Raw genomic sequence first — 26,972 nt, forward strand, 5'->3', positions numbered from 1 at the left:
TGAAATCGGACAAGGGTAATGTTGTATGCATGACAAGCTAATCGGAAGAATTGCCTTGCTATCAATCAATGTTGATAACAAGCAATTCAAGTCAAGTAGAGTAAAAAGTGCGTCTTTCGACATCTCAATTACTCTTTTGATTGATTACTATTAATATCAGCTTTCCAAATTGTTAAAGAACATTCGATGAGTCCTGCAAACGCAGTACTTTCATCTTTAGGGTAAAAAACCCTAATCAATGCTTACTAAAAACAGTAAATATTCATTAGGATTTCACTTTCATGTGACACAAAACCAGTCTCCATCTTCGCCATGACTACCGCTTACTTTAGCGAGTAGAAAAACCGTCAGGGAGCTTTGCTTCCGTTTAAGCGGCTTTTTCACGACTACTTGCAACGCAAGTAAAGGAAAATGGTAGGCTTGGGCAGACTTGAACTGCCGACCTCACCCTTATCAGGGGTGCGCTCTAACCAGCTGAGCTACAAGCCTTCAGTCACTTCGCTTATTCAGTCACTTCGCTTATTCAGTCACTTCGCTTATTCAAGCTCAGATTCAAGTTGATGGTGGAGCTAAGCAGGATCGAACTGCTGACCTCCTGCGTGCAAGGCAGGCGCTCTCCCAGCTGAGCTATAGCCCCATAAACTTGTGTCGTTCTTTATTTTCTATAACAAGACTATCTGTGTAGGCACTACATCAAGAGAACTAATGACGTAATAGTAAGGAGGTGATCCAACCCCAGGTTCCCCTAGGGTTACCTTGTTACGACTTCACCCCAGTCATGAAACACAAAGTGGTAATCGTCCTCCCGAAGGTTAGACTAACTACTTCTTTTGCATCCCACTCCCATGGTGTGACGGGCGGTGTGTACAAGGCCCGGGAACGTATTCACCGCAGTATTCTGACCTGCGATTACTAGCGATTCCGACTTCATGGAGTCGAGTTGCAGACTCCAATCCGGACTACGACATTCTTTAAGGGGTCCGCTCCACATCACTGTCTCGCTTCCCTCTGTAAATGCCATTGTAGCACGTGTGTAGCCCTACACGTAAGGGCCATGATGACTTGACGTCGTCCCCACCTTCCTCCGGTTTGTCACCGGCAGTCTCCTTAGAGTGCCCAACTTAATGCTGGCAACTAAGGACAAGGGTTGCGCTCGTTGCGGGACTTAACCCAACATCTCACGACACGAGCTGACGACAGCCATGCAGCACCTGTGTCAGAGTTCCCGAAGGCACGAAACTATCTCTAGTAACTTCTCTGCATGTCAAGTGTAGGTAAGGTTCTTCGCGTTGCATCGAATTAAACCACATGCTCCACCGCTTGTGCGGGCCCCCGTCAATTCATTTGAGTTTTAACCTTGCGGCCGTACTCCCCAGGCGGTCTACTTATCGCGTTAGCTTCGCTACTCACGGCTTAAAGCCACAAACAGCTAGTAGACAGCGTTTACGGTGTGGACTACCAGGGTATCTAATCCTGTTCGCTACCCACACTTTCGCACATGAGCGTCAGTCTTTGGCCAGGGAGTCGCCTTCGCCACTGATGTTCCTCCAGATATCTACGCATTTCACCGCTACACCTGGAATTCCACTCCCCTCTCCAAGACTCTAGTCTGCCAGTTCTAAATGACCATCCCAAGTTGAGCTCGGGGCTTTCACATCTAGCTTAACAAACCGCCTGCGTGCGCTTTACGCCCAGTAATTCCGATTAACGCTCGCACCCTCCGTATTACCGCGGCTGCTGGCACGGAGTTAGCCGGTGCTTCTTCTGTTGTTAACGTCACGGCTAGCAGGTATTAACTACTAACTTTTCCTCACAACTGAAAGTGCTTTACAACCCGAAGGCCTTCTTCACACACGCGGCATGGCTGCATCAGGCTTTCGCCCATTGTGCAATATTCCCCACTGCTGCCTCCCGTAGGAGTCTGGGCCGTGTCTCAGTCCCAGTGTGGCTGATCTTCCTCTCAGAACAGCTAGAGATCGTTGCCTTGGTAAGCCTTTACCTTACCAACTAGCTAATCTCACTTGGGCCTCTCTTTGCGCCGGAGCCTAAGCCCCGTTTGGTCCGAAGACATTATGCGGTATTAGCAGTCGTTTCCAACTGTTATCCCCCTCGCAAAGGCAAGTTCCCAAGCATTACTCACCCGTCCGCCACTCGTCATCTTCTAGCAAGCTAGAAATGTTACCGTTCGACTTGCATGTGTTAGGCCTGCCGCCAGCGTTCAATCTGAGCCATGATCAAACTCTTCAATTAAATATATCGAATTATGAATCGTCGTATAGATACTCTCAATGAGTACCCACACAGATTGTCTTGTTATAAATTGTTAAAGAACGTTGCCGTTTCCGGCTGCTTCATCTCGAAGCGAGGCGCGCATTCTACGCGATTCGATTTCTGTGTCAACACTTTTTGAAAATTTATTTTCTAGAGCGTGTCTCTTGAAACCTTGCCAGCACTGCGCTTTAGCGTTAGTACCGACTTGCTTATGACTGGTTAACAATATTTGTTTTCCTGTCGAAGCGGATGCGCATTGTAGGGATATATAACTAAAGGTCAAGCGCTATACCTTAAAAAGTTGATTAATTTGAACTGAATGGTTATTTTTCAGTCAAATGTGGTAATTAGTAGACAATTAGGACTAATTACTAATAGGATGGGTGGTTATATCCTATAAAGTGTAAGGGCAAAAGCGCTGCAATTCTGTGGTAGGTATTTTTTGCATTACATAATAATTATAAGGTGGTTATATGTTTCGTAGGCTTTCATTTTTGTTCGCAGTGCTTCCTGTGCTAAGCGTAAGCGCTTTAGTAAATGCACAAACTGCAAATGAGGAAACAGTTACACCAGAAAGGAATCTAGCAAGTAGTACTCAGCAAGATGCAAAGAGTCACGCGTTTCAAACTTCTTTTTTAAAGCGTCAGGTCGATAGTTCTATGTCAGTAGGTAGAGCGATACGTTCTATTTCTGGCCATTATCCGCAAGAAGTTGTCTCTATTGTCGATATCGCACTTGATACGTACCCTGATAAATATCGCGAGATCATTTTTGCCGCCGTTTCAGCGCAGCCTTCTTCTACAGAAGAAATTGTTAAGCTGGCGATAGAGAAAGAAGTAAGCTCTTGTCCAAGCATAGTGCAAATCGCAATTAGGGCAGAACCTACTTATGTCGACTTCGTTGTTCAGGCTGCCGCAAATGCTACACCTGAAGACTTGGATGAGATTGTTCGTGTTGCAGTATTAACCCAGCCTGACTCTGCCGACAGTATTGTGCAGATTTTATCGAAAGAACACCCTAATAAAATCGTTGAGATAATGACTAGCGCGCTCAATGCCGTGCCGTTTGTTGGCGAATATGTGGTAGATGCCCTACTTGCAATATTCCCTAACGATGCCGAAATGGTAGTAGAAACCGCGGTACGGGAGTCGTCGACACAGCGCGAGCAGGTTATCCGCATATTAAATACCGCTCACCACGCAGGTGTAAATGACGTAAAACTTAAAGAGTATGCGTTATCGGCTGGTATGACCGAAACCGAGTTTACCAGCGCTATAGATAATTAGTAAGGCAAGGCTTACAGGGCACGGCTCTTGTTAGCGTTGTTATATGAATGAAGTTACTAGCAAATCATAAAAAGCGCTACGTTTAAACGTAGCGCTTTTTTTTATGTTTAGTTCGCGGTGTATAGCATTGCGGCTTCTCGATAAAGCCTTAACTCAGCTTTTAACAAATCCACCCGCGCTTTAATTTCTTTCATTTGCGCTCTAATTTCGCTTTGCGCTCGCGCATTCAGAATAAACATATCGCTGTCTCCTGCGTCAAAGCGTGTTTTTTCGACACGAGAGAGGGTTCTTGCTAGCGCCGCATTCTCGGTTTGCAACTCGGCAATGTCCTTAGCTTGTATCCAATAAACATAGGCTTGTTCAAAGCGCTGCTGAATGGCTTGTTGTGTAGACACGAGCTTGTGCGCTAATTCCCTTTGTTTCGATGTAAGCTGAGAGCGTTCAGCTTTCGCTTTTCGGTTTCCTAGTGGATAGGAAAACGACAAGCCAAGTTTGCTCTCGGTGCCTTCAAGCGTGTTAGGACCAGAGCCAATATCACGGGCAACCGAGGCTTTTATATCTAGCTTGGGTAACAAGGCATTATTGGCAAGGTCTACTTTATTGCCGACCACCTCTTGCTCTAACCGCATTACATTTAACTCAGGATGGTTATTAATACCCTTCCTTAATGTAGATAGCTCAGTGCCTCCTACCCAAAAAGGCCAATGCAAATCTTTAGGTGGTGTAGTGGCGTTTAACCGCTTCATGTCGCCTTGAGGCGTGCGCCAATAAAACGCTAACATTTGCGCATGCACATCACGCTTTTGTTTTAACTCAGCCACCAGCAAACGCTGCTGTAATATGTTGGCTCTAAACTCGGTGAGAACCACCTTGGCCAAATCGCCCTTTTCAACCCGAGTGGTTAACGCTTTCTCTCGCTCGGCCGCGTTTGCAAGTAGTCCATTTACCGCTTCAACCTGCAAGGCGCTTTCATACCACGATATATACTCGGCTACGCCCTTGTAGATAAAGTCGTTAATAAGGCTTGTTGCTTGTGCGCGCCACTGTGCACTTGCTAATCCTGCATTTCTCAGTTCGGTTCGGCGTTTATCTATCTCACGATTTTGTAGTAAGGAGAGTGTCATACCCACACTTGCCTCTCCTCCTGACAAAGTATCGTAGCCGCCTTCATACGACGGAAAGTCTCCGTCGGCAATACGATACTCGGTGAAGAGAGAGCCGTTGAAATCTTCAATAGGTTTTGTAAAGCGTTGCGCGGCGCTGCTACCGTCATAGTAACCGCTCACTCTGCTATTAGTTTTTTGCTCAATAAAAGGGTCGAAGCTACTTCGCGCAATTTCTAGTTCAGCTGCCGCTTGGTAGTTTCCCTCGTTAATGGCCATTACATAAGGATGGTACTGCGTCATACTCTCAATAAATTCATCGATTGTTGGCGCGGTTAACACAGCTGGTGTTTGCGCTATAGTACTGGCCGATAACACAGTACCTAGCGCGAAAAAAGCCAAACGAACTCGCATTTTTATTTCCCTCATTATCATAATGATGGGCTCGAGGTATTTGACATTTGAGGTTCCGATGTAGGCTGAGGTGGGAAGTTGTTAAGCTGTCGCCACATTTCATAGCCTAAGCGCACTTCTTCAAGTAGCACCCACGCTTTTACTCTACTGCCTAAACGCGCAGAGCTTTCTGCGGGCCACGGTACATCGTTTTCGTCGGGTTTAATCCATACTTGAAAGTCGCCCATGGCGTTGGCGACGGGCTCAACATAGACCACTTCACCACCAAACGTACCAATAGCACTGCCTGGCCAACCACTAAATTGAAACACAGGCCACCCTTCAAACTGAAGGCGGGCTTTTGCGCCTGGTTTCACCAGTGGCGCATCTAACCCTCTTAAGGTTACACGCACGCTGCGTCTTGCGTCGGCTGGAATAAATTGCCCCAACACATCACCAGAATTCACAAACGTTGAAACACCACCAGACAGCAGCCTAACCACGGTGCCGTCTACCGGGGCTACTTTTGTCTGGGTAGACTGACGTGACAATGTCATACTTACGGCATTAATGTCGGATACCGACGCCGCCGCTTTCGCGCGTAGCTCTTGTACCTTAATTTGAGCTTGCTCAACTTCTTTACGTGACACCAACCCTTCTTCTTGAAGCGAGATTTGGCGTTGAAGGTTGTTCTCAGCATTTTTTACTGCAGTTTCGTTTGCCACATTTTTGAGTTTTGCTGCGGACAATTGCGACTGCAATTTTTCCAACCTGTCTGCATCTATATCAATGAGGGTTACGATGGGGTCGCCAGCCTTTATTTGCTGACCTTCTCGTACATGCCATTTTTTCACTTGCCCATCGACTAACGCATTAATAGGTTGCGTACGATCTTCTGGGTCTAACGAGTCGACCATGCCTGTGCCATAGGCAGTTTGGATCCACGGCGTAAAATACAACACAAAACCACACGTAATAACTAAAAATATAATAATGCCACAAATTACGCGGTGTACTTTAGGAACCCGGAGTGCTGATAACGAACTAATATTGTCTAAAAAACGACGCTCTGCATTATTCATTTAACGCTCCTCCTTTACGCTAGTATCGCTTTTTGTATGTGCATGCTCGTGAAGCGTAGCCTCTGCATGGTCGAACAAGCTTAATACCCCGCTAAAGCATTCAGGTAAGGGAATATTGGTAAAATACAGTATGGTAAACGGCTGTGCACTTAGCCTATCAAGCAAGCGAACACGTAATGCGTAGGGAATAGCATCGAAGTGTTGATTGATAATAACCACCTTAGGCTGCGCAATAATAGCAGCGGCTAATTTAAGCAGTAAAAACTCTAACGGTTGTAATGGCGCACCTAATACCGTCACTTTCGTTCCTAAACCTTCAGGTAAACTATCTATTACGTCGGTTAGCTCAACCATATCTAATGCAGCACGTATTTCAGCAATGGTGGCTTCTGGCTTCGCCAGCTTTAAGTAACGCTCAAGCGACACTTCGATAATAAGCGATCTGTCTAGAATGGTAACCGCTTGTCTTAATTCATGGGTGTCGTAGTCGTTAAGGCTTAAGTCGCCCAACATGATGTCGCCAGACGGCACTCGCTCGTATTGCTTCAAGTACCCCAAAAGCTGCTTTTGAACCCAATTTTTACCGGTAGTAACGAAATACTGACTACCAGGCTCAAGAACAAGATCTAACTTACAGGCATCTCCCTCGTAAGACAGCACGACATTATTAAATACCAATTTAGACGACACCGGCACATGCTCAGAGTCTCGGTGTAACTGTTCTTGCGGCATGCTAAGCGCGTGACCTAACTTTTCTGCGGCACCATAAAGCTCGTAATACAATTTAAGGTATTGCGTAAAGCGAGATAGCCCTAGAAATACCGCTGACATAATAAGCTCGGCAGCAACTAGCTGCCCAATGGACAATTGCCCTTGCACCACCAATACGCCACCAATACCAAGCAATGCCGCACTGGCGGTAGCGTACATTAGTAAAAACATGACCACTTGAGAGAAAGTGTAGTGAAAGTGACGCTTGTGTTTATGAATGTAATCGTTAATAAAGGCTTCGGTACTTCGCCCCGCATACTCCACATGGTCGGCAGACTTAAAAAACTCATGCGCACCGGCAATGTCATGCAACCACTTAGCAGAATTATACTTGGCATGAGAAAGCTGAATGGCCGTGCGCTTCGCTCCCCTTCCCCACACTTTCCATACTGCGTACATTACTAAAATGAGTACCAAGTTAAAGGCAAACAATGCGGGGTGATAAAACGATACCAACGTAAAGCCCACCAGCATTTGCAAAATAAGCGCAAAACCATCAATCATCAATGAAGGAATGTTTTTTTGCAGTGTCATAATGTCGAAATAACGCTGGGTAAGCGTAATATTTTGCCGCCCCTCAAAAAAACTGTGTGGCGCCATAATCGTTTTTAAACTTAAATCGGCGGTAAGACGCGCATATACCTTACGCTCGTAATATTCCATGATGCGCATTCTTAGGGCGCTGAATACACCAGACACAAATAGCGTCATAAATAACACAGACGCAAGAATAACCACCGCCCGCGTAGAGCCAATGTTTGCAATACTATTGATAAGTGTTTGAACGGCTATAGGCACTGCCAGCGTCATAAAACTGATGGCGACGCCATACGCAATGGCCACCCAGAAAAAGCCTACTTCTGGCTTTAATAACTTAAAAAGTGTTCGTTTGGTTGCTTTTAAATCTATTGTTTTTCCCATGATCCCTACTTAAAACACTAATTAACCACATGTGTACTATAATCGAGCCAAAAATAAGAATAAATCTGTTATATTCTTCATACTTCATCGATTAAAACTGATTATGCATCACTTAAACTATCATCACCTGTATTACTTTTACCTCATTGGCCGTGAGGGTAGCGTCGCGAAAGCGGCTAAGTTACTCCACGTTACGCCCCAAACCGTTAGCGGGCAGCTAAGCACGTTTGAAAACCAGCTTGGGTATTCACTTTTCGACAGAATAAACAAACGTTTGTATCTTAACGCAAAAGGGAAACTTGCGTACCAATATGCCAGTGAAATATTTCAAAAAGGCAGTCAACTCGCTGAACTGCTGAAAACATCGCATGAACATACTACGCGAGAATTCGTGATAGGTATTACTAACGGTATCCCTAAAGTACTTTTTTACGACTTTGTGCACCACACCATGCGCAAACACGCTAACGTGAAGTATGTAATAAAAGAAGACAGCTTCGATGCGCTTCTTAAAGAACTAGCGATTAACGCTATCGACTTCATTATAGCCGATAGAGGCATTGCTCCTGGCACGCGTGTAAATGCAAATAGCTATTTTCTGGGTGAAACGCATATTAGTTTCTTTGCCAAAACGCCGCTTACACCACAACAAACGTTTCCGCAGTGCCTAAATGATATGCCTTTGCTTTTTCCTGGTGATACCTCTGGTATTCATTTGTCGCTAGCCAGCTGGCTTGAGACCGAGCAACTGTTTCCCACTATCGTAGCTGAATTTGACGACAGCGCGTTGCTTAAACTATTTGGAAGTGAAAACTTTGGCGTATTTTGCGCCCCATCCGCTATTGCCCCGCACGTTGAAACCCAATATCAAGTGCATTGTATTGGCGAAGCCCCCAGTGTAAGTGAACGATACTATGCCATATCGGGAAAGGCACATTCAGATCATGCCATTGCAGATGATATTATTCGTCAATCGAGGCAGGTGTTGGGGGAGAATGGCTAACCACCACGCGGTTCCTGCCATTACGTTTGGCCTCATAAAGTGCCTTATCAGCTCGCTCAAATATGGGCTTCAACGTTTCACCTTGGTTGCATAAGGCAATACCTGCACTCATCGACACCGTTAGTTGCTGTACCTTTTCACTCTCAAAGTATTCGCGCCAACGATTTACCAATTCATTGGCATCGTGTAGTGACGTATTGGGGAGTAATGCAATGAACTCCTCCCCACCCCATCGTGCAAGTATGTCGGTTTTGCGCATATTCTTAAGCAATAACGCGGCAAACGTTTGCAGCACTTTGTCGCCACCTGCATGGCCTTGGGTATCATTTATCTGTTTGAAATGATCTATATCCATGACAACCAACACATTAGGCACCGACGCATAACGCGCCATTGTATGGGTGAACTGTTCTTCAAATGTCTCGCGTTTAAGTAAGCCTGTTAACCCATCCGTGCGCGCTAGCATGACCAACTTCTGATGCTGCTGTTCTATTTGTGCATAACCTGCTTCTCGGGTGCGTTCGTAAAACTTAAAAATGAGCAAATAAACAAGAAACACCTCAACCACATTGCTAAGGGCCGTATAGGTAAGCGGCACTGCCACCGGCTGATTAATTTGTACAACCACAAAATACGCGGCAATGAAAAATGCCAGCAGGGACACAATGGCACCGTTCACTCCCCCTACCAAAAAGAAGGCCAGAGGCGGAATAACGGTTACCCACAAAATAGACAGCGAACTGCCTTGTTTAATACACAGGTAAATGACGATAAGCAGTGTGATATGTAACGTTACTAAGCACGCACTTAATGCGATATTCCCCGACCGCCGAAACCATAAGTACAGTAAAACAGAAAATAAGCACCCCAAGGTGTCTAGCCATATTAGACTAGGGACTTTCGAAAATAGAATATTCTCGACAGACAGAAACGCAAAGACAGCAGCAGATATAATAAGCGCGTGAAACACAAGCTTAACCCGCCAATAATCTCGACTGTCTTTAGCGTATTGCGGAAAGGTTTTGTATAAAGAAGGCATCGATTCGCCACACTACATAAACACCTTTTAAAGGTAGCTTATGAATAGCGATTTTTATAATACTCCACCAACATTTGTTACAAATGAAGAGTACCGCAAAAATGCTAGAAAGCCGAAAGCTGATACTCAAAGCCAAAACATAGGTGTTAGAAATCCTGACACTAGGCTAAAGTTGAAAGCCAACAATCAATCATGCCTGTTGAAGTTATTCGATTAATGACAAGACCTCATCCATTATCTCGGCCTCACTTTTCTCTCCTACAAACAAAGTAAATTTTGCGATACTGTTTTCAAGATGGTATTCGATGATTCTTTTGTTTATTTCAATCTCAGCTAGTGAGAACGAGCGCTCCCCCTCTGTTTGGATAAAGTATCGACGATTAAGAAACATCAAAGAGTCAGTGATGTCTTCATAGGGGAGCAATAAGAATGAATTCATCGACTTAACACCATGTAGTAGCACACTGTCGCGTTGATCAAAATTAATGAAATTACCACCACCAAAGTTGAAGATACAGTTTTCATACTCTTCTAACGCTATGGTAAGGAATGCTTTTTCATAGCGAAGGCAGAACTCGAAGAACTCAAGTTCGCTCATCGTACTTTTGTGCCGATTGTAGTCTCTTTCATTTAGCCCAAGTTGCGGAAAATATTTTTCCCTCAACTTGTCCATACTAATAACGTCTCGATCAACCTTAACAGCTATGTTCTTTGCGATTGTCGACTTCCCAACCTTCATTGGGCCAAGAAAAGCTATATCTTCAGTACGCATCGTCTGTCCTTTAAAAAAGGAAATGGTGTCGGATACTTTTACACTCCATGTCACCAAAAAAAAACCAGAAACACTAATTATTTGTAAATTCTACGTAAATTATTTTTGGCCCAGATAGTGCTTGATCATTATTTAACCAACAGCCGGAGAAGTTTAATGGCACATTCGACTACGCAATCCCGCCTAAGTAATGAGTTTAAGCTTGCTAGTGCTACAGGAGCTCTGCTAATAGGAAGCGGGGCAAATGCCGCCGTAATCAATATTACAGACTCGTTTTCACTAACATCAAACCAAGTCACTCAATCCAACAGCTTTTCAGGTCAATTCAATATTCTTGATCTGTTGCCCACAGGAGCCACATTATCATCGCATAATGTCGTATCTGCGTCGTTGAGTGTATTAGGAATGTCTAGCGCTAACATTGATCCAAGTTCTAGCGCATCAGCATATACATTATTTAGTAGTCAGAATAGAACCGCGACAGTGAACTATAGAGATTATTATAGTTACAGATGCAGCTGGTGTTGGAGTAGTCGTTCCGGATACAGAACACTATATACAAGTAGAAATTATCAAGAGCACCAATACGAGAGAGACACTTTAGAACGCTACACAGACCTCGTAAAAGACACGATGCGAGTGTCACTTGGTAGTGGTGAAACTGCGAGTGACACTGTAGGACAGTCTCAAAACTCATCAATAACTTCCCCACGAGTATTTGACACGACCCGCACTAGATTTATATATAACAATTACTTAGGGGCAGACCTTTACGCGTACGACCGATATTACAGTAATAGAACAACAGAGTATGATGTCTGGTCTGGACAACTCTCTGTTCAACAAAGCCTAAGCCAACTTACTTTAGATGACATCAATGCAGATGGGATGCTAGATATAGAGATTGCGGCCAGTGTCGGTCAATTCAGTCTAAATCAAGTAAATCTCTCTGTAGAAGTGGCCGAAGTGCTTCGCTCATCTCCGGTACCCGCACCTGAATCACTGTTTCTTTACCTTTTGGCCACGTTAGGGCTGGTCAAACGGTTCGACTCACGAGGTAGGCCTGTAAAAGCTTAATGTGTTGTTCGTCACTTAGGTCGACATTAACCATGTCGACCTACAGACCGAATGGAGCTCTTAACCGTGTTAAAAAGTCATCGTGTAGCAATGATTTTGCATGAGCTCTTTTTTGAATACTACGCAGCTCATTAAATAAAGCCTCACTATCTTCAACTCTAATCCTTCGAATCTTATCATTTTTAGCGTTTATTAGCGCATTCATTCCAGCCAATATATACATATAGTTTATATGACCAAACAAAGAAGTATCGGCAAATTCATATTCAGTGGGAAGCTTATGCCGCCATAACACTAACAATTCACGTAACCGCTCACTCACTACTTTATCGTCGGTCGCTGCTCGCCAAAACGATGTATCTCTTCTTCTACTTAAATAATAATGCAGTACAATAAAATCCTTAGCTTCATCATAAATCTTGGTGAACTGTTCGTTATACCGTGCACTTAATGCTTCGTTATCGTCACTCGCTACTGAAAAATGATCTGTGAACATTCTCAAACCTACTTCAATAAACTGCAGACCAGTAGACTCTAATGGCTCTAAAAAACCTGCTGATAGCCCTACTGCAAGACAATTTTTGAACCATGCCTTTCTCTTTACCCCTGAGTTGAACCGGTGAGACTGAAACGTATCAATATCTTCTAGGCCCAAATGACACCTTAACTCTTCGGCTGCGGCATCTTCTGTAAGGTGCTTACTACTATAAACGTACCCGCATCCGGTTCGCTCTGGTAGGTCAATTTCCCATATCCATCCTGCGTTTTTAGCTGTGGCCGTCGTAAAACAACGCGTTTGCTCTCTATTCAACAATGCCTTTGGAAGCCTTAAGTTAATAGCGGAGTCACATGGTAATTCTTCGTTGAAGCTTTGAAAATCAGTATTTCCCAGTGCATTCATTAGTATGGAGGAGAAGCCTGTACAGTCTAAAAAAAAGTCTCCTTTTAAGAATTGTCCATTATCTAATGCGACTCCGCTAATGTTGCCATGCGCGCTCACATCTACTCGTTGAATAACTCCGTCTACCGACTCAACTCCACGTTGTAAACCAACATGCTTTAAATGGCTTGCTAATTTTACAGCATCAAGGTGGTATGCATAGGGAACGGGGGAGTCGTAGGAGGTGTCAGATGACGACTTTAAAATGAGGTTATCTTCACAAAGTTTGCTTACAATACCTGTGTCGAAATCGAATCGTTGTGCTAGTGGGTTATTTGCTAGCGCCATTGAAGCCCAATGCTCTGCTATCGTAAAACCATCAGAGAAATTAGGTGAGTCAAACGGATGGTAATAACTTTCATTACTTCCTGATAACCAATTAACAAACTTAATTCCAGATTTAATTGAAGCATCGGACTTAATCATTAACTCAACTTCTGGAATTTCAAGCTGTTTAAAAAAGTGTTTTATTGTAGGAATAGTCGCCTCACCCACCCCAACCGTTGGTATCTCAGAGGGTTCGATAAGGATGATTCGAAAGCGCCCTGCAAACTTAGCAAATACTCTTTCTAAATATAATGCACTCATCCAACCTGCACTTCCCCCGCCCGCAATAACGATAGTTGTCTCAGACATATTTATTACTCCTCGCCCATAACGGGCGCCACAGTTTCGACAAATATACGCTGCGTTAGCCTTGCTGTGTTCAAGTTAGTAGGGTCAGGTTCGCTAGTAACACTCACAGAATGAAAAACATTTCCAACATACATAACTAATTGATTAAATTTTCCTTCGGTTTTATGGACCAACTTCCACATATCGAAATCGCTGGAAACATAACCAGACGTTTCTTTTAAGTTTTGATTCTCTCGTAGACGGTCATAATCTGCTTCGTTTTCACTATTCAAAACGCAGCTATTCAAAATAGTGTTTTCATAAAAACATGTCCCGCCCATGCTCGTCTCGTTCAAATAAACAATACCTGCCAACGCTACTCCGTCAGTATGTGGATGGCTTTGGTTTTTTAGAACAGATGTGCTTGGTGTGGTAAGAAGTGAAAAGTCAGTGCTCACCATTTCCATCGGAAAATCAGAGTTTGATGCTATCCTTATCACTTCACGTAGAAATGTCATACTAAGCAGCACATCGTCATTGTTTATATCAAGTGGCTCATGCCTACCAGGGTAACCAGCTTCTGAGCGCTCGAAATACCCTTTTAATGCCTGCTTTCGTACTTCAAGCGGGTCCTCATAGAAATCATCAATAACCAGCATAGGTATGTTTTCGTTTATCATTTCGACACGAGGCCGCGCCTTAAAGTTGACCTTCATCGTTTGTACCTCTTATTACCAATTTCGTCGAGTAGAATTAAAATGCAATACTATAAGCCTTAACCTTAAATGTAGTTTATTGCATAGAAAATGTTTACGCCCAATCAAAATAAGCCGAAATAGATAGGCCACATATTCCTTACATAGTAACTGATGTATTAAATAACCCCTTACGCCTATTAATTGCTATTAATCGGTTTATTTACAATGTAAGTTGTAGGTGTCAGTAAAAATAAAGGGGCTTCCTTATTTTTTAGCTGATGACGGCGTACTCCGTTTTATAAACCTTTACGCCATACCTACCTGAATTCAGCAAAAATGGAGTTTCACAATGAAAACACAAACAATAGCGCTAGCATTATTAGTGGCTGTATTTGGCGTAACCGCGTGTTCTGACGCAAACGATGCGCCTAAAGAAGACGTTAAAGCAGAAATGAAAGCGGCGGGCGAAAAAACGGCCGCTGCCTATGAAGATGCCAAAGATAAAGCGGCAGACACATGGGATGACACAAAAGATAGCGCTTCAGAAGCCTACGAAGATGGCAAGGACATGGCCTCTGATGCCTATGAAGACGGCAAAGAAAAAGCCTCTGAAATGATGGATGAAGGCGCAGAAAAAGCCGAAGAGTTAACAGATGCAACTAAAAAGAAAATGTACGAAGCATGCGTTGCCATGAAAGAAAAAATGGGCGGTGACGTAGAAGACTGCGATTCGGAAGATTAACCGTGAGCGGTATGTAACATATGAAAAAGCCGAGCGTATGCTCGGCTTTTTTAATGGCTTAACCATTAATTTATAACTTAGCAATTAATCTGCGCCAAACAGGTCACGGCTGTATACTTTATCAAGCACATCGGCAATGTCATCGGTCACGCGGTTAGCCACAATAACATCCGATTCTTTCTTAAAGGCCTCTAGGTCATTTACCACGCGAGAACGGAAGAACTCATCTTCTGTGAGCACAGGCTCGTATACAATAACTTCAATACCTTTCGCTTTAATACGTTTCATAATGCCTTGAATAGCACTGGCGCGGAAGTTATCCGAACCCGTTTTCATGATTAAGCGATAAATACCGACGATTTTAGGCCCACGGCTTACAATCGAATCGGCAATAAAATCTTTACGCGTTCGGTTAGCATCTACAATGGCCTGAATCATATTGTTCGGCACTTCACTGTAGTTAGCCAACAATTGCTTGGTATCTTTTGGTAGGCAATAACCGCCGTAACCGAAGCTTGGGTTGTTGTAGTGCTTACCAATACGTGGGTCTAAGCCCACCCCTTCAATAATTTGCTTGGTGTCTAAACCGTTGCGCTCAGCATAGCTATCAAGTTCATTAAAGTAAGCTACGCGCATCGCTAGATACGTGTTCGCGAACAACTTAATAGCCTCGGCCTCGGTGCTATCTGTAAACAATACCTCAATGTCTTCTTTTATTGCACCTTGCTGCAACAAAGAAGCAAATACTTCGGCACGCTCACTACGCTCGCCCACAATGATGCGGCTTGGGTATAAGTTGTCGTATAGGGCTTTGCCTTCACGCAAAAACTCTGGAGAAAAAATAATATTTTGCGTGCCGTGGCGCTTTTTAGCTTCTTCGGTGAACCCAACAGGTACCGTAGACTTCACTACCATCACCGCATTGGAGTTTACGCTCATTACAGCTTTAATAACCGCATCTACGCTGCCCGTATTAAAGTAGTTGGTTTGTGGGTCGTAATCGGTAGGTGTGGCGATAACCACATAATCAGCATCTTTATACGCCACTTCAGCATCTAGCGTTGCTTCTAAGTTAAGCGTTTTTGTTGCTAAATACTCAGAGATCTCTTTGTCTTCAATCGGTGACTTTTTGTCATTTAGCATTGCCACTTTTTCAGCAACCAAGTCTACCGCTTTCACTTCATTGTGTTGTGCAAGAAGCACTGCGTTTGAAAGCCCTACGTACCCTGTACCGGCTACGGCAATTTTGTACTGTTTCATTGTTGATTCCATTTACCTAATACTTTCCGGTTATATCCGTAAATTACGTTATTTCACGTTATCTGAAAACTCTTCTTTTGATTTTACCGAGAAGTTTTCACGTTTTAATGTAAGGTTTGGGCTGTAACACGGATCATTGTCAATTATACGCGACCATGTCGTTTGTAAAAACGCGAGTTCTCGATTAAATCTTGCGGCTTTTTCGGGTGAGATATCAAGCCCCCTACTTACCGACTCGTGATGAAATAATTCAGCTTCGGCACAGTACACATTATTCACGCCTAACGCTTTTACCTTTAAACAAAAATCGACATCGTTAAACGCTACCGAAAGCTTCTCTTCATTTAAACCACCAACCTTTTCAAAGTGGCTACGCTTTACTAGCAAACATGCTGCGGTTACTGCACTGAAATTATTAGTTGCTGTTATACGATTTAAGTAACCACGGTGATGACGAGGGAAATTCTTATGTGCATGGCCAGCGCCACCACCATAACCTAATACAACACCAGCATGCTGAATCCGTGTATCTGAGTAAAGTAACTTCGCACCAACGCAGCCTACTGTTTCTCTTTCAACATGCCCCACCATATAAGTTAGCCATTCGGGTGTTATCACTTCAATATCGTTATTAATTAACCCAATTACGCTTCCCTTGGCATGCTTTACGCCAAAATTGTTTATCGCTGAATAGTTAAATACGCCCGGATACCGTAACACGCTAATTTTAGGTAGTGTATTAAGGTAGTCAAAATAATCGAGGCTCTCTTTTTCGTCTGAGCCGTTGTCTATCAGCACTATTTCATAATTCGAATATGTGGTTTTCTCTAAGATAGATTCAACACAATCTTGAACAAGTTGTTTACCATTTTTCGTCGGAATAATTAAGCTAACAAGCGGTGAAGAGTTTCTCCACATAACCCTATTAATGCTCTGCTCGCGGCTTAGCATTACTGATGCATGGCTTATACTGTTTATTTGGTTACGTATTGCATTCAAATCTCTTGCCGTATCATCATCGTCAAAACACGCATGCACAAGAGGAAGCGGAATGTGCTTTATATTCACATGCTGACTACTTAACGCTGCCTTGGCTAAAATTTCGGCTATCGAATCTAAACACACTGCGTTCTCGAGCCTGTCCGCTTGTAACATTACCCCGGTACGAACGTAACCTGTCGACAACTGGAGTTCTGGATTCCAATCTGGCAAAAAACGCGGAGCGGTATATTCACCGTTTTCTAACGCTTCGTCTGTATCGCTGTAGACAATGTCAGCGCTTTTAAGCGCTTCAAGAAAGTGCTCTATTGCACTAGTGCACAGTGTGTCACCGCTTCTCAAAAGTAGAGTAGGTAGATTGCTGTCAACATTACCTATTTGATGTTGAAACCCGTTTTTATCTTCACTATTAATAGAAATCGCGTTTTTCGCACCTAGCGCTAAAACAGCTTGTTCGGTTTCAGAGAACGCCTCTTTGCAACCTAAAATAATGGCTTGCCACGGTTGCTCCGCTTCGTTGTTTTGCTGAGTAAGCAAAGAATGATTGGCATGTAACCACCCTTGATAGAGGTTGTGAATTTGCTTAAGGGTGGGTGCATCAAAAAAAAGCCCAGACCTTCTTACCGCGCTAATATAAAAATTAGTTAAACGCTCGCTTTTCTTAAGCTTGGTCTTAAGATTTTTAGGTACGAGTTGAAGGGCTGCGCGAACAGAGCGCATGACAATTTTTTTCATGTGGACGATTTAGGGCCTTAAAATAAAGAAAGCCGCTTTTAACTAGCAGCGGTTTGTTAGTTTAACACTTGTAAACTGGTATGGGTATTAGCTACCCGTGCCCAAGCGCTCACCCTGATAACTGCCATCAAGAACCGCTTTCCACCAGCTTTCGTTATTCAAGTACCATTCTACGGTTTTGCGAATGCCACTTTCAAAAGTCTCTTGTGGTGTCCAACCTAGTTCACGCTGTATTTTACTTGCATCAATCGCATAGCGCATGTCGTGACCAGGCCTGTCTTGCACGTAAGTAATTTGCTCAGCATATTTAGCGTTGTAAGCGCCGGTTTTGGGTTTAACATCGTCTAAAATAGCGCAAATTGTTTGAACAACCTCTATATTTTTCTTTTCGTTGTGCCCACCTATGTTGTAGGTTTCACCAATTTCTCCCTTCAGCGCAACCAACACTAAAGCACGAGCATGATCTTCAACATACAACCAGTCGCGAATTTGATTACCCTTTCCATATACAGGCAGGGGTTTACCCGCCAATGCATTTAGAATGACAAGTGGAATAAGCTTTTCAGGGAAGTGGTAAGGCCCGTAGTTATTCGAGCAATTCGTTACTAACGTAGGTAGCTTATAAGTGCGAAGCCACGATCGCACTAACTGATCTGAACTTGCCTTACTTGCTGAATAGGGTGAACTGGGCGCATAAGGTGTAGTTTCGGTAAATAATGGTAAATCAGTGCCGGGCGCCACCTCATCAGGGTGGGGCAAGTCGCCATATACCTCATCGGTAGAGATATGGTGAAACTTAAAGCCCGCTTTTTTATCGCCTTCAAGTGCCGACCAATACGCACGCGCTTGCTCAAGCAAGGTGTAAGTACCCACTACGTTGGTTTGAATGAACTCGCCTGGGCCGTCAATAGAGCGGTCTACGTGTGACTCTGCTGCCAAGTGCATAATTATATCTGGCTGATATTCTGTAAGCACTCGCTTTATTTCTTCAGCATCACAAATATCAACTTTTTCAAAGCTGTAACTCTGACTATCTGACACAGAAGTAAGCGACTCTAAATTACCTGCATAGGTAAGCTTATCTACATTTACAACAGTATGGTCGGTATCGTTTATTAGGTGGCGCACTACCGCAGAGCCAATAAAGCCGGCACCACCTGTTACTAAAATTGTTTTACTCATTTTCTTTATACCAAAATAGAATTTTGCTGGTACCGATTACGCTTTTAATTCATCAAGCATATTGGCTAACTGTTTACGCCAGTGAGTAGGCTTACATGATGCGAAAGCTTCGCGTGCAGTTTGTTTATCTAAAACGCTGTAATGCGGCCGCTTTGCCGGTGTCGGGTATTGGCTGCTTGGAATAGGCAATACCGGAATAGCGCTATTAAGCAACCCTTTCTCTATGCCTAGTTCTTGAATAGCTAACGCAAAGTCATACCAACTTGCTACGCCTTCATCAGTCCAGTGATACACGCCTTCTATATTATTTACAGCTGCAGACACACAAGCTTCAGCTAAGCCTTTGGCCCATGTAGGCGTACCAATTTGATCATCTATTACACCAAGTTGTAGTTTTTCAGCCATTAAGCGCAGCATGGTTTTCACAAAGTTGTTGCCGTGCGATGAATACACCCAAGCCGTGCGGATCAAGCAGCTCGCATCAGGCAGTATTTCAAGCAGTGCTATTTCACCTTCAGCTTTCGACTTACCATACGCGCCTTGCGGCTCAATAGGGTCGTTAGGCAAATACGGTGAGCCTTTAAGGCCATTAAATACATAGTCGGTAGACACATGCACCATAAAAATACCGTGGGATTTACAAAACGTTGCAAGGTTTTTAACCGCGAGGCTATTCATAGCATTGCACGCTTCAGTATCGTCTTCAGCTTTATCAACAGCCGTATACGCAGACGCATTAATTAGAACATCGGCTGATAACGGCGCCAGCGTAACTTCAACGCTTTCGCGACTCGTGATATCTATATCGCCGCGCCCCAAAAACGTAACGCGGTGCTTGCTATTTTCTAGTTCACGAGAAAGCTCAAACGCTAACTGGCCAGACTTACCTATTATTACAATATTCATTTGCAGCACATCCTTAAGCCGTTAAAACGTAGGTGCATTAACGAACGCGGTGCCATTATCATCTTTCTCTGAAAGCGAGGGTTTTTCGCCATTCACCAAAGGCCATGTGATGCCTAATGTAGGGTCGTCATATTTCACGGACACTTCAGATTCAGGGTGATAATAGTCGGTACATTTGTAAACGAACTCAGCAGACTTACTGGTTACGTAAAAACCATGCGCAAAGCCTGCAGGCACCCAAAGCTGGCGCTTGTTTTCAGCCGATAAGGTTACCCCAACCCATTTACCATACGTGGGTGAGTCTTTGCGCATATCAACGGCGACATCATAAACTTCACCGCTTACTACACGAACCAGTTTGCCTTGGGTTTGTTCTAACTGATAGTGCAGACCGCGAAGGATACCTTGACTTGATTTTGAGTGGTTGTCCTGAACAAAATCTACATCAGCGCACTGTTTCTTGAACCAGTCGGTGCGGAAGGTTTCTAAAAAAAAGCCGCGCTCGTCGCCAAATACTTTTGGCTCGATGATTTTAACATCGGGAATTTGAGTCTCTATAACTTGCATAACAACCTATTTTTATTGCTTTACTCGGCCACTGATAATTTTCAGCAAATAATCGCCGTAACCGCTTTTAACTAGTGGTGCCGCTAACCTTTCAACCTGGGCTGCATCTATAAACCCCATTCGGTAGGCCACTTCTTCTGGGCAACAAATTTTAAGCCCTTGCCGTTTTTCGATTGCGGCAACAAAATTAGAGGCATCGAGTAAACTATCGATTGTCCCTGTATCGAGCCATGCTGAGCCGCGCCCCATTAGTTCAACCTTTAAGCTTCCATCTTGAAGATACCTATTATTCAAGTCGGTAATTTCTAACTCACCACGCACAGATGGCTTCACCTCTTTGGCAAAATCAACTACGCGACTATCGTAATAATACAAACCGGTTACTGCATAGTTGGACTTAGGCTGTGCTGGCTTCTCTTCTATTGAGAGCGCATTCCAACTGTCATCAAAATCAACTACGCCGTAACGCTCTGGGTCGTTAACATGGTAACCGAATACAGTTGCGCCATTTTTCTGGGTATTAGCGGTTTTCAACGACATTGTAAGATCGTGACCGTAATAAATGTTATCTCCAAGGATAAGAGTGGCGCTAGCCCCATTAAGAAACGTTTCAGCAATAAGAAAAGCTTGGGCCAACCCTTCAGGTTTAGGTTGTATGGCATAAACTAAATTGATGCCCCATTTAGAACCATCGCCTAATAGTTCTATAAAACGCGCCTGTTCCTCGGGAGTGGTGATAATCATGATGTCTTTAATTCCGGACATCATAAGCGTAGAAAGTGGATAATAAATCATAGGTTTATCGTAAACGGGCATAAGCTGCTTGCTGACCACTTTTGTAAGTGGGTACAACCTTGTACCTGAACCACCTGCCAATACAATCCCCTTTCTATTCATTATCTTTCCCTACTAATTTTCTTTAATAATTTGAGCCAGCTTATTCGCTAGATCATTAGATAACTCAGCATTCATAGATTCAATCATAACGTGTATTAGTGGTTCAGTACCTGATTTCCTAAGCACAAAGCGCCCCGAGACACCGAGCTGCTCTTCTATATCTGCAACGGCTTGCTTTACTGCAGACGTATTGAGCACAGAATTTAAATTTTCATGTCTTACATTAACGATACACTGAGGTAGTTTAGTCATACCAACTTTTAGATCTTTCAGGGTATAGTCACTTTTTACAATTACAGCGAGTATTTGTAACGCGGCAATAATTGCATCGCCGGTAAAGGTGTAATCTAAGTTGAGGATATGTCCTGAGGTTTCTCCCCTATACGCCATCCGGTCTCGTTAAGTTTTTCCACTACATACCTATCGCCTACTTTCGTTCGAACGAATGGAATATCCAATTCATTTAAAGCATGCTCCACCCCAGGTTACTCATCAGCGTGCCAACTATCTTGCCAGACGGGGACGGTCTCAGGCTGAAAAAAACTGAATCGCGTCATGCAAACAAAAAAAATAGAGACGCCAAAATAGCCCGAGAAAGCCAGTAGCTAGAGTTCAGAGAAGGCATTTTGAAAATCTTTTAAAAAGTTGGCTGAGTTATAGCACTCCATTAAAGACTTACCTGACGATACTCTAGCATGAAAATTTTCATCGGTAGGAGATTTCAGAATAGCGCTTTTTATTTCTTCGAGTGAGTTAAATATATCTTCGTTATTGTAAATATATTCAGCCCCAGACCACTTTAAAATTAACGATCTTGCTCCAGCGGAAAAGCCATCTGCAATCGCTAGATGAAAACTCTCAGGGCCGGGGATGCCCGTGGAGTCATCACTTAATGAAAGGACAAATCCAATGTTTTCTTCAGCTAGCGCTAACTTTATGTCCCTGTGACCTAAAAACTCTATATTATCGTTTAAGTGATTCTCTTTAATAAAAGACGTGCACTCATCAAAATAAGACATCTCATCAGAGTGTTTTTGTAACCAGGGTATGTCTGAATGTTTAGTACCGAATACCTTTAATTTATAGGCTGGACTCACACTTGTTAAATGCTGAAGAACTTCAAGTGCTCTATAGAGACCTTTTCTAGCTGGAACAGAGCCAATTAGGGCAATATTGTAAAACTTATTCTCAGATTTTGATTGTAGATACTCTGTAGTATCTACAAAGTTATGAATAAGTTTAACTTTTGAGCGTGGTATCGAAGGGAATCTTTCCAGCAGTTTTTCAAAAAACAATAGGGAAACGCAAACAATTGAATCAACATTCTTAAGGTCGAGTTTTTCGCCAAAATCACGCCCAAGTTCAAAGCGATGCATACGTATAATTAATTTTTGATTTGGGGCTTTGTGCATTGAATACCATACTGCATTTCCTAACAGCCATTCGCACCAAATATAATCAGCCCACTGCAGAAGCTTTTTGCTGAGTGATTCGTCGTGTGAATCATGGCCAGTCCACTCATCAACCTTAACCTGATAAGACTTCTTCAATTCGGGAATCATTGGTTTAATAAACTTCAGATCATGTCCAGCAATTAACAGTTTAGGCTTACGCATCTCCGTGAACCCCTCAAAATCTCTAGTTATGAGGGTATTGAGGATTTCACTAACATGATTATCAAAATTGTGTTTTAAAATTTCATTTTTGTGAGAATTTACAAATTTAGCGAATCTCTCGAAATCTAAATTACTTATTTCTTTTTTGTTGTTAAAAATTAAGCCACGTATTGCAGTTTGCAAACCAATTTTTAAACGCAACGTTACATACTCAAGACCGATTTCTCGCATTGCCACAATAAGACGCCCCCAAACGTCAATGTGATTATTTAGTTCTCTACTACCGTATTCTTGAGTACTTGAAAGAGTAAATGTCTTCCGTTTGTTATAAATGAAAGTAGGGTGAGAAATATATTCAATATTGCTACTTTTAGATAGGACCTTTATTAGGAAAAGTGAGTCTTCGCCAACTCTTATATCTTCAGGCCAGTTAATATTTTCACTAACAATTAAATCTCTTTTGATAAGGCTTGAAACGGTTGTGCTTTGCTGACTAATAATTAACTTAATACGCTCAAGCTTGGTTAGTGAAGTCGACCATGATGACAATTCATTCATTGCCGTCTGTGCAACACCGTTATCAGTCAGCAAATAGCCTCTAACAATGCAAGCGTTTCTCTCAACAGCAGAATCATAATGTATTTCTAAAGTATCCGGTAAAATTTCATCATCACAATCAAGAAAGAACACGTACTCCCCTTGTGCCTTTTCAACGCCCAAGTTTCTGGGTTTAGATGGTGAGCCACTGTTTTTTGTTAGTTGATAAACAGACCAGTTGTGTTGTTTTTTGCATTGCTCATTCAAGTACTCATAGCTTCCATCGCTCGAGCAGTCGTCTACAAAAATCACCTCAAACCGAGAATCTAGAATAGTTTGTTCTCTCAGAGACGCCAAACAACGCTCCATTTTCCCCATAGCGTTATAACATGGGATAACAATTGAAATATCCATCAACTTCTTTCCGAATTAATTACTGAGCAAAAACATCTTTGTTAAACTTTCATACTAGTTATTCACTTGAACGCTGAAAGTTTTGACATGGTTTCATCATATAGCTCATCAATATAGTGAAATGGTGCTAATCCCCATTTATGATTAGGGTTAGCTATAAAGAGGGAATCTGAATATTCAAGAATCTTAACGTCAATAAAGTTTGACTCGATATATTCATACATTCTATTCAAAAAAATGTTATTCCGTGTTACTTCAGTCGACATAAATGAAGTGCACTCAACTGCGCTATTCTTATCAACGCCCGAGTAGCCTGCAAAATAAACCTTGTTGAGCACCACTGTGGGTTTGTTTCTCTTTTGCCTGATTACAAACATCAGTTCGTTGAATCCTCGGCACCAAGCTTCAAACTTTTCGTCGCTGAACCTATTCCATTCAAGGTATTCAATATTCTTAGGGTACACATTGAGAAATTCGTTTGTTAGTGTAAGGCGCCCTGCTCCGAACAAACCAATACTGAACCGCTCATCAATCAAGTCCAAAAGAAGTAGCTCAAAGTCACATTCATCCAACAGAAAAAGCAATGACTTCTCCATATCGACACGCATCATTTTCCTTTGAAATGATGATGGTAAAGCATCAAGTAAGTCACTTTTTATAACAGGTATAGACTGTTGAGTTGCTAAACTAGTCCGGGCTATATATTTGACGAGTTCACAATCAAAATCTGCATATTCAAGCGCATCTCGGCTAACACAACTTCCGTAAACAACTAACCTCATCTTAGGTACCGAGCATCATTAATAGAATACAATTAAACTTCATACACACGTACCGTAGTCCCATTGTAGAAAGCAGAGTAAACGTCTAAAAACATCTGCGCCTGCCCTACGATAGCTTTAAAATTAGAGGAATCGATAAGTCTATATTTTGTGTTTCGTGGTGCCTTTGATACAGGGTGAGACTCCATATAACTTGAATGCAGTATCGCATGCTCTACCCATTCACGCTCCGGCATATTCTCTAAATTGTACAAAACGAAAAAATCGCTCTGAATTAAACTGAAATCACTGCTCTGTGCGTAACGTGATAAATAACTTGAGCAAGTTACCGAAACTCCAAAGCGATTAAACTTTTTATAGAACTCAGATACTTCTAAATCACTTATCCTTTCAGAAACTACTAAAAGTAAACTACAGCTTTTATTTCTTCCAAAACTTTCTTCATATTGACTAATAGCTCTTAATGCTTCTTCTTCGCTGTTTACCAGACAAGACAATGTAACGCTTTCCTCACTTGGCAATACTTCATAATCAATACAGTCAAGTACATATTTCCATCTCTGTTTATATGTATGCTCTTTCAAAACTTTAGTTAATGCAGCTTCTCTCAAGCTATCTATATCGTTTTCAGTCAACATTTGAAGCTTGTCAGGTTCTTTATCTGCAAACACGACTAGCCCGCCAAACATTTCGTCGACTCCCTTAGCATAATTGGATATTACCAGTGTATTCGACGACATGAGCTCAAAAACGCGTCTAGCAAACATGGTTGAAGAATCTGTAACTGTATTAAAATTTAAACCTAGCACTGAAGATTTATAGACTTGAGGCATATTGTCATGAGGCAGACCCGCCTTAGTAAAGGCTTTGTATTTATCAGGCCACTCGTGAAGAGGATCGCCTCCACCAAAATAGCGATCATATATTTCAGGTTCATAACCCGCGGCAATAAGAGAATCTAGCACCTGCTCCATAACACGAGAGCGCTCTTCATGATTAGCGTACCAGCTACCTGCAAAAACCACTTTGTTAGAACGAGACTCGGTCTGCAGTGGATTAAAAAGGTTCGGGTTTGTCGCAAAAGGTAAAGCGAATACATTTTTAAGCCCTAAGTCCTTTTTATACTTTTCAACACATTCTTCCGCAGAAGTGAAAACAAAATCAAACTCCCGCGCCGTTTTTACAAAGTCATGCGTTCTATCAGTATAATGAGTAGGGTCTTCCTTGTTCCAGAAAATACTTGGAATATTATTCTTTCTGCAATATTCCAATATGCTTAGTAACTCTAAACGGTTTTCTTTCGCAAAGTTTTTGCTGGCGTAGACTTTACCTTTCCAAGGGCGTTTAACACTATCTACTCCCGACCACGCAGACTCACAAAAGAAGACATCCGGCTTTTCTGAATTAAATCTATCTTTCCAATTATTGGGCTCAACAATAATAGGCTGAAACTCTGATTTGAAGCTATTGTATGTAAATTCATCTGCAATAAAAGCAACTTTCAACTCACCAGCTCTTTTCAGAGCTTTATTCGGTTTTTCGCTCAAACTGCGTGTAGGCAATTTTCGTAATGAAGAAAATTGAGGTGTACAAAAACGGAAGCTATTTCTAATTTCTAATGACGAACTAGCCCAGCTTGAAACTCGAGTAGTGATTGAGACAGTATTATTTGGAACTTCAAACGTAAACTTGTCAGTCTTAAGTTCATCAGTGCTATGCTGTGTGAGATAGCGATACCAACAATTATACATTTCCGACCACTTTAGGCCCTTAACATTTTTATTTACACTTTTTCCTTCATTATCGAAGCAGTTTACCAAAAGAATACCGCATGGCTTATTTAACTTAGCATCTTGATATTGTTGGTAAAGTAGAGAAACATTGAATTCGTAACTGTCACCAATAACTGGGCACTGGAACGTAATTCCTTCTTCATCTAACCGAATAAATTGGTTTTCAGAAACAATAGGGTTAAACAGAGATTTGCTAGATCGGTATCTTCCCTCATTGTGACCGTGATGGAGGTAATGAATAAGTGGATTGATACCCGCTTTTGCAACGTCCTCGTTTTGATTTAAATACCACTTTGAATCAAACCAAATACCAGGTGATGTTTGTTCTTCGAGTCCTTTTTCTAGAAAATGGTCAATAGGACTATTTTTCCACCTACGTTTCTTCATAACCGAAGGGTATGAGCGTTTATACCAGTCTTCATCGAAACAGCGAGACGCCAATAATTTAGCTTTCATTTTATTCAAGCTCGCTTGATCTTTTTTTATAACAAGCGAGCTTATTGATCGTAAGTGTTTTTTCAGCATGTCTGTATAAGTTTCTTAGGTTATTTTGGCGTAGTCACGCGGGCAA

21 protein-coding genes, 2 tRNA genes, 1 rRNA gene and 1 pseudogene are annotated in these 26,972 nt (G+C 42.5%); 4 read left to right on the forward strand and 21 right to left on the reverse strand.

From position 1 onward, the window contains the following. Positions 1 to 412: 412 nt before the first annotated feature. The 3 genes from ACOJRU_RS15020 to ACOJRU_RS15030 form a co-directional block, all read right to left on the reverse strand. Positions 413 to 489, reverse strand: a tRNA-Ile gene (locus ACOJRU_RS15020). 72 nt (positions 490 to 561) lie between these two features. Next, positions 562 to 637 (reverse strand) — tRNA-Ala (locus ACOJRU_RS15025). 80 nt (positions 638 to 717) lie between these two features. Then, positions 718 to 2,250 (reverse strand): 16S ribosomal RNA (locus ACOJRU_RS15030). 494 nt (positions 2,251 to 2,744) lie between these two features. On the opposite strand from ACOJRU_RS15030, the gene ACOJRU_RS15035 reads away from it, so the two are divergent. Next, entirely contained in the window at positions 2,745 to 3,557 is an 813-nt protein-coding gene (locus ACOJRU_RS15035; protein ID WP_421132543.1) for a hypothetical protein, read from the forward strand. 107 nt (positions 3,558 to 3,664) lie between these two features. Here the strand turns inward: ACOJRU_RS15035 and ACOJRU_RS15040 are convergent, their stop codons facing one another. Genes ACOJRU_RS15040 through ACOJRU_RS15050 form a run of 3 tightly spaced genes read right to left on the reverse strand, consistent with a single transcriptional unit; the run spans position 3,665 to position 7,827 of the window. Beyond that, positions 3,665 to 5,074 carry a TolC family protein gene (locus ACOJRU_RS15040; protein WP_421132544.1) on the reverse strand — a complete coding sequence of 470 codons (1,410 nt, stop codon included), beginning with the start codon at positions 5,072 to 5,074 and terminating at the stop codon, positions 3,665 to 3,667. Between the two features lie 17 nt (positions 5,075 to 5,091). Next, positions 5,092 to 6,135, reverse strand: a complete 1,044-nt coding sequence (locus ACOJRU_RS15045; protein WP_421132545.1) for an HlyD family secretion protein — start codon at positions 6,133 to 6,135, stop codon at positions 5,092 to 5,094. After that, complete coding sequence (locus ACOJRU_RS15050; protein WP_421132546.1) at positions 6,136 to 7,827, reverse strand: ABC transporter transmembrane domain-containing protein; 1,692 nt, start codon at positions 7,825 to 7,827, stop codon at positions 6,136 to 6,138. A gap of 103 nt (positions 7,828 to 7,930) precedes the next feature. Between ACOJRU_RS15050 and ACOJRU_RS15055 the strand changes: the two genes are divergently transcribed. Further along, positions 7,931 to 8,830, forward strand: coding sequence for a LysR family transcriptional regulator (locus tag ACOJRU_RS15055; protein WP_421132547.1), 900 nt, complete (start codon positions 7,931 to 7,933; stop codon positions 8,828 to 8,830). Here ACOJRU_RS15055 and ACOJRU_RS15060 read toward each other — a convergent pair. Both ACOJRU_RS15060 and ACOJRU_RS15065 read right to left on the reverse strand, forming a co-directional pair. Next, entirely contained in the window at positions 8,790 to 9,869 is a 1,080-nt protein-coding gene (locus tag ACOJRU_RS15060) for a GGDEF domain-containing protein (RefSeq protein WP_421132548.1), read from the reverse strand. The genes ACOJRU_RS15055 and ACOJRU_RS15060 overlap by 41 nt on opposite strands. A 205-nt stretch (positions 9,870 to 10,074) precedes the next feature. Continuing rightward, complete coding sequence (locus ACOJRU_RS15065; RefSeq protein ID WP_421132549.1) at positions 10,075 to 10,641, reverse strand: shikimate kinase; 567 nt, start codon at positions 10,639 to 10,641, stop codon at positions 10,075 to 10,077. A gap of 156 nt (positions 10,642 to 10,797) precedes the next feature. Between ACOJRU_RS15065 and ACOJRU_RS15070 the strand changes: the two genes are divergently transcribed. Further along, positions 10,798 to 11,718 carry a hypothetical protein gene (locus ACOJRU_RS15070; RefSeq protein WP_421132550.1) on the forward strand — a complete coding sequence of 307 codons (921 nt, stop codon included), beginning with the start codon at positions 10,798 to 10,800 and terminating at the stop codon, positions 11,716 to 11,718. A gap of 40 nt (positions 11,719 to 11,758) precedes the next feature. Here ACOJRU_RS15070 and ACOJRU_RS15075 read toward each other — a convergent pair whose 3' ends face one another. Both ACOJRU_RS15075 and ACOJRU_RS15080 read right to left on the reverse strand, forming a co-directional pair. After that, complete coding sequence (locus ACOJRU_RS15075) at positions 11,759 to 13,294, reverse strand: tryptophan halogenase family protein (protein WP_421132551.1); 1,536 nt, start codon at positions 13,292 to 13,294, stop codon at positions 11,759 to 11,761. A gap of 5 nt (positions 13,295 to 13,299) precedes the next feature. Beyond that, a complete protein-coding gene (locus tag ACOJRU_RS15080) occupies positions 13,300 to 13,989 on the reverse strand; it encodes a DUF6445 family protein (protein WP_421132552.1) in 690 nt (229 codons plus the stop codon). A gap of 331 nt (positions 13,990 to 14,320) precedes the next feature. Here ACOJRU_RS15080 and ACOJRU_RS15085 point away from each other — a divergent pair, with 331 nt between their 5' ends. Continuing rightward, the gene (locus ACOJRU_RS15085) at positions 14,321 to 14,713 is read left to right on the forward strand and encodes a hypothetical protein (protein ID WP_421132553.1); all 393 of its coding nucleotides are present in this window, start codon (positions 14,321 to 14,323) and stop codon (positions 14,711 to 14,713) included. Positions 14,714 to 14,797: 84 nt separating this feature from the next. Here ACOJRU_RS15085 and ACOJRU_RS15090 read toward each other — a convergent pair whose 3' ends face one another. The 11 genes and pseudogenes from ACOJRU_RS15090 to ACOJRU_RS15140 form a co-directional block, all read right to left on the reverse strand. After that, entirely contained in the window at positions 14,798 to 15,985 is a 1,188-nt protein-coding gene (locus ACOJRU_RS15090; RefSeq protein WP_421132554.1) for a nucleotide sugar dehydrogenase, read from the reverse strand. Between the two features lie 36 nt (positions 15,986 to 16,021). After that, positions 16,022 to 17,707, reverse strand: a complete 1,686-nt coding sequence (locus ACOJRU_RS15095; RefSeq protein WP_421132555.1) for a glycosyltransferase family 2 protein — start codon at positions 17,705 to 17,707, stop codon at positions 16,022 to 16,024. A gap of 87 nt (positions 17,708 to 17,794) precedes the next feature. Further along, positions 17,795 to 18,889, reverse strand: a complete 1,095-nt coding sequence (gene rfbB / locus ACOJRU_RS15100; RefSeq protein WP_421132556.1) for a dTDP-glucose 4,6-dehydratase — start codon at positions 18,887 to 18,889, stop codon at positions 17,795 to 17,797. Positions 18,890 to 18,925: 36 nt separating this feature from the next. Then, on the reverse strand, positions 18,926 to 19,795 hold the full coding sequence (gene rfbD, locus ACOJRU_RS15105; RefSeq protein WP_421132557.1) for a dTDP-4-dehydrorhamnose reductase: 870 nt from the start codon (positions 19,793 to 19,795) through the stop codon (positions 18,926 to 18,928). 21 nt (positions 19,796 to 19,816) lie between these two features. Further along, a complete protein-coding gene (gene rfbC / locus ACOJRU_RS15110; protein WP_421132558.1) occupies positions 19,817 to 20,362 on the reverse strand; it encodes a dTDP-4-dehydrorhamnose 3,5-epimerase in 546 nt (181 codons plus the stop codon). A gap of 12 nt (positions 20,363 to 20,374) precedes the next feature. Further along, on the reverse strand, positions 20,375 to 21,259 hold the full coding sequence (rfbA, locus tag ACOJRU_RS15115; protein ID WP_421132559.1) for a glucose-1-phosphate thymidylyltransferase RfbA: 885 nt from the start codon (positions 21,257 to 21,259) through the stop codon (positions 20,375 to 20,377). A gap of 12 nt (positions 21,260 to 21,271) precedes the next feature. Next, complete coding sequence (locus ACOJRU_RS15120; RefSeq protein ID WP_421134780.1) at positions 21,272 to 21,511, reverse strand: hypothetical protein; 240 nt, start codon at positions 21,509 to 21,511, stop codon at positions 21,272 to 21,274. 66 nt (positions 21,512 to 21,577) lie between these two features. Next, positions 21,578 to 21,738: pseudogene (gene glmM / locus ACOJRU_RS15125) on the reverse strand (phosphoglucosamine mutase); the annotation flags it as partial. A 126-nt stretch (positions 21,739 to 21,864) separates the two neighbouring features. Beyond that, complete coding sequence (locus tag ACOJRU_RS15130; RefSeq protein ID WP_421132560.1) at positions 21,865 to 23,826, reverse strand: glycosyltransferase; 1,962 nt, start codon at positions 23,824 to 23,826, stop codon at positions 21,865 to 21,867. A 62-nt stretch (positions 23,827 to 23,888) separates the two neighbouring features. After that, positions 23,889 to 24,608, reverse strand: coding sequence for a DUF6270 domain-containing protein (locus tag ACOJRU_RS15135; protein ID WP_421132561.1), 720 nt, complete (start codon positions 24,606 to 24,608; stop codon positions 23,889 to 23,891). 32 nt (positions 24,609 to 24,640) lie between these two features. Further along, on the reverse strand, positions 24,641 to 26,926 hold the full coding sequence (locus ACOJRU_RS15140) for a CgeB family protein (protein ID WP_421132562.1): 2,286 nt from the start codon (positions 26,924 to 26,926) through the stop codon (positions 24,641 to 24,643). Between the last annotated feature and the right edge of the window lie 46 nt (positions 26,927 to 26,972).

The sequence above is a fragment of the Alteromonas algae genome (assembly GCF_049117195.1).
Lineage (GTDB): Bacteria > Pseudomonadota > Gammaproteobacteria > Enterobacterales > Alteromonadaceae > Alteromonas.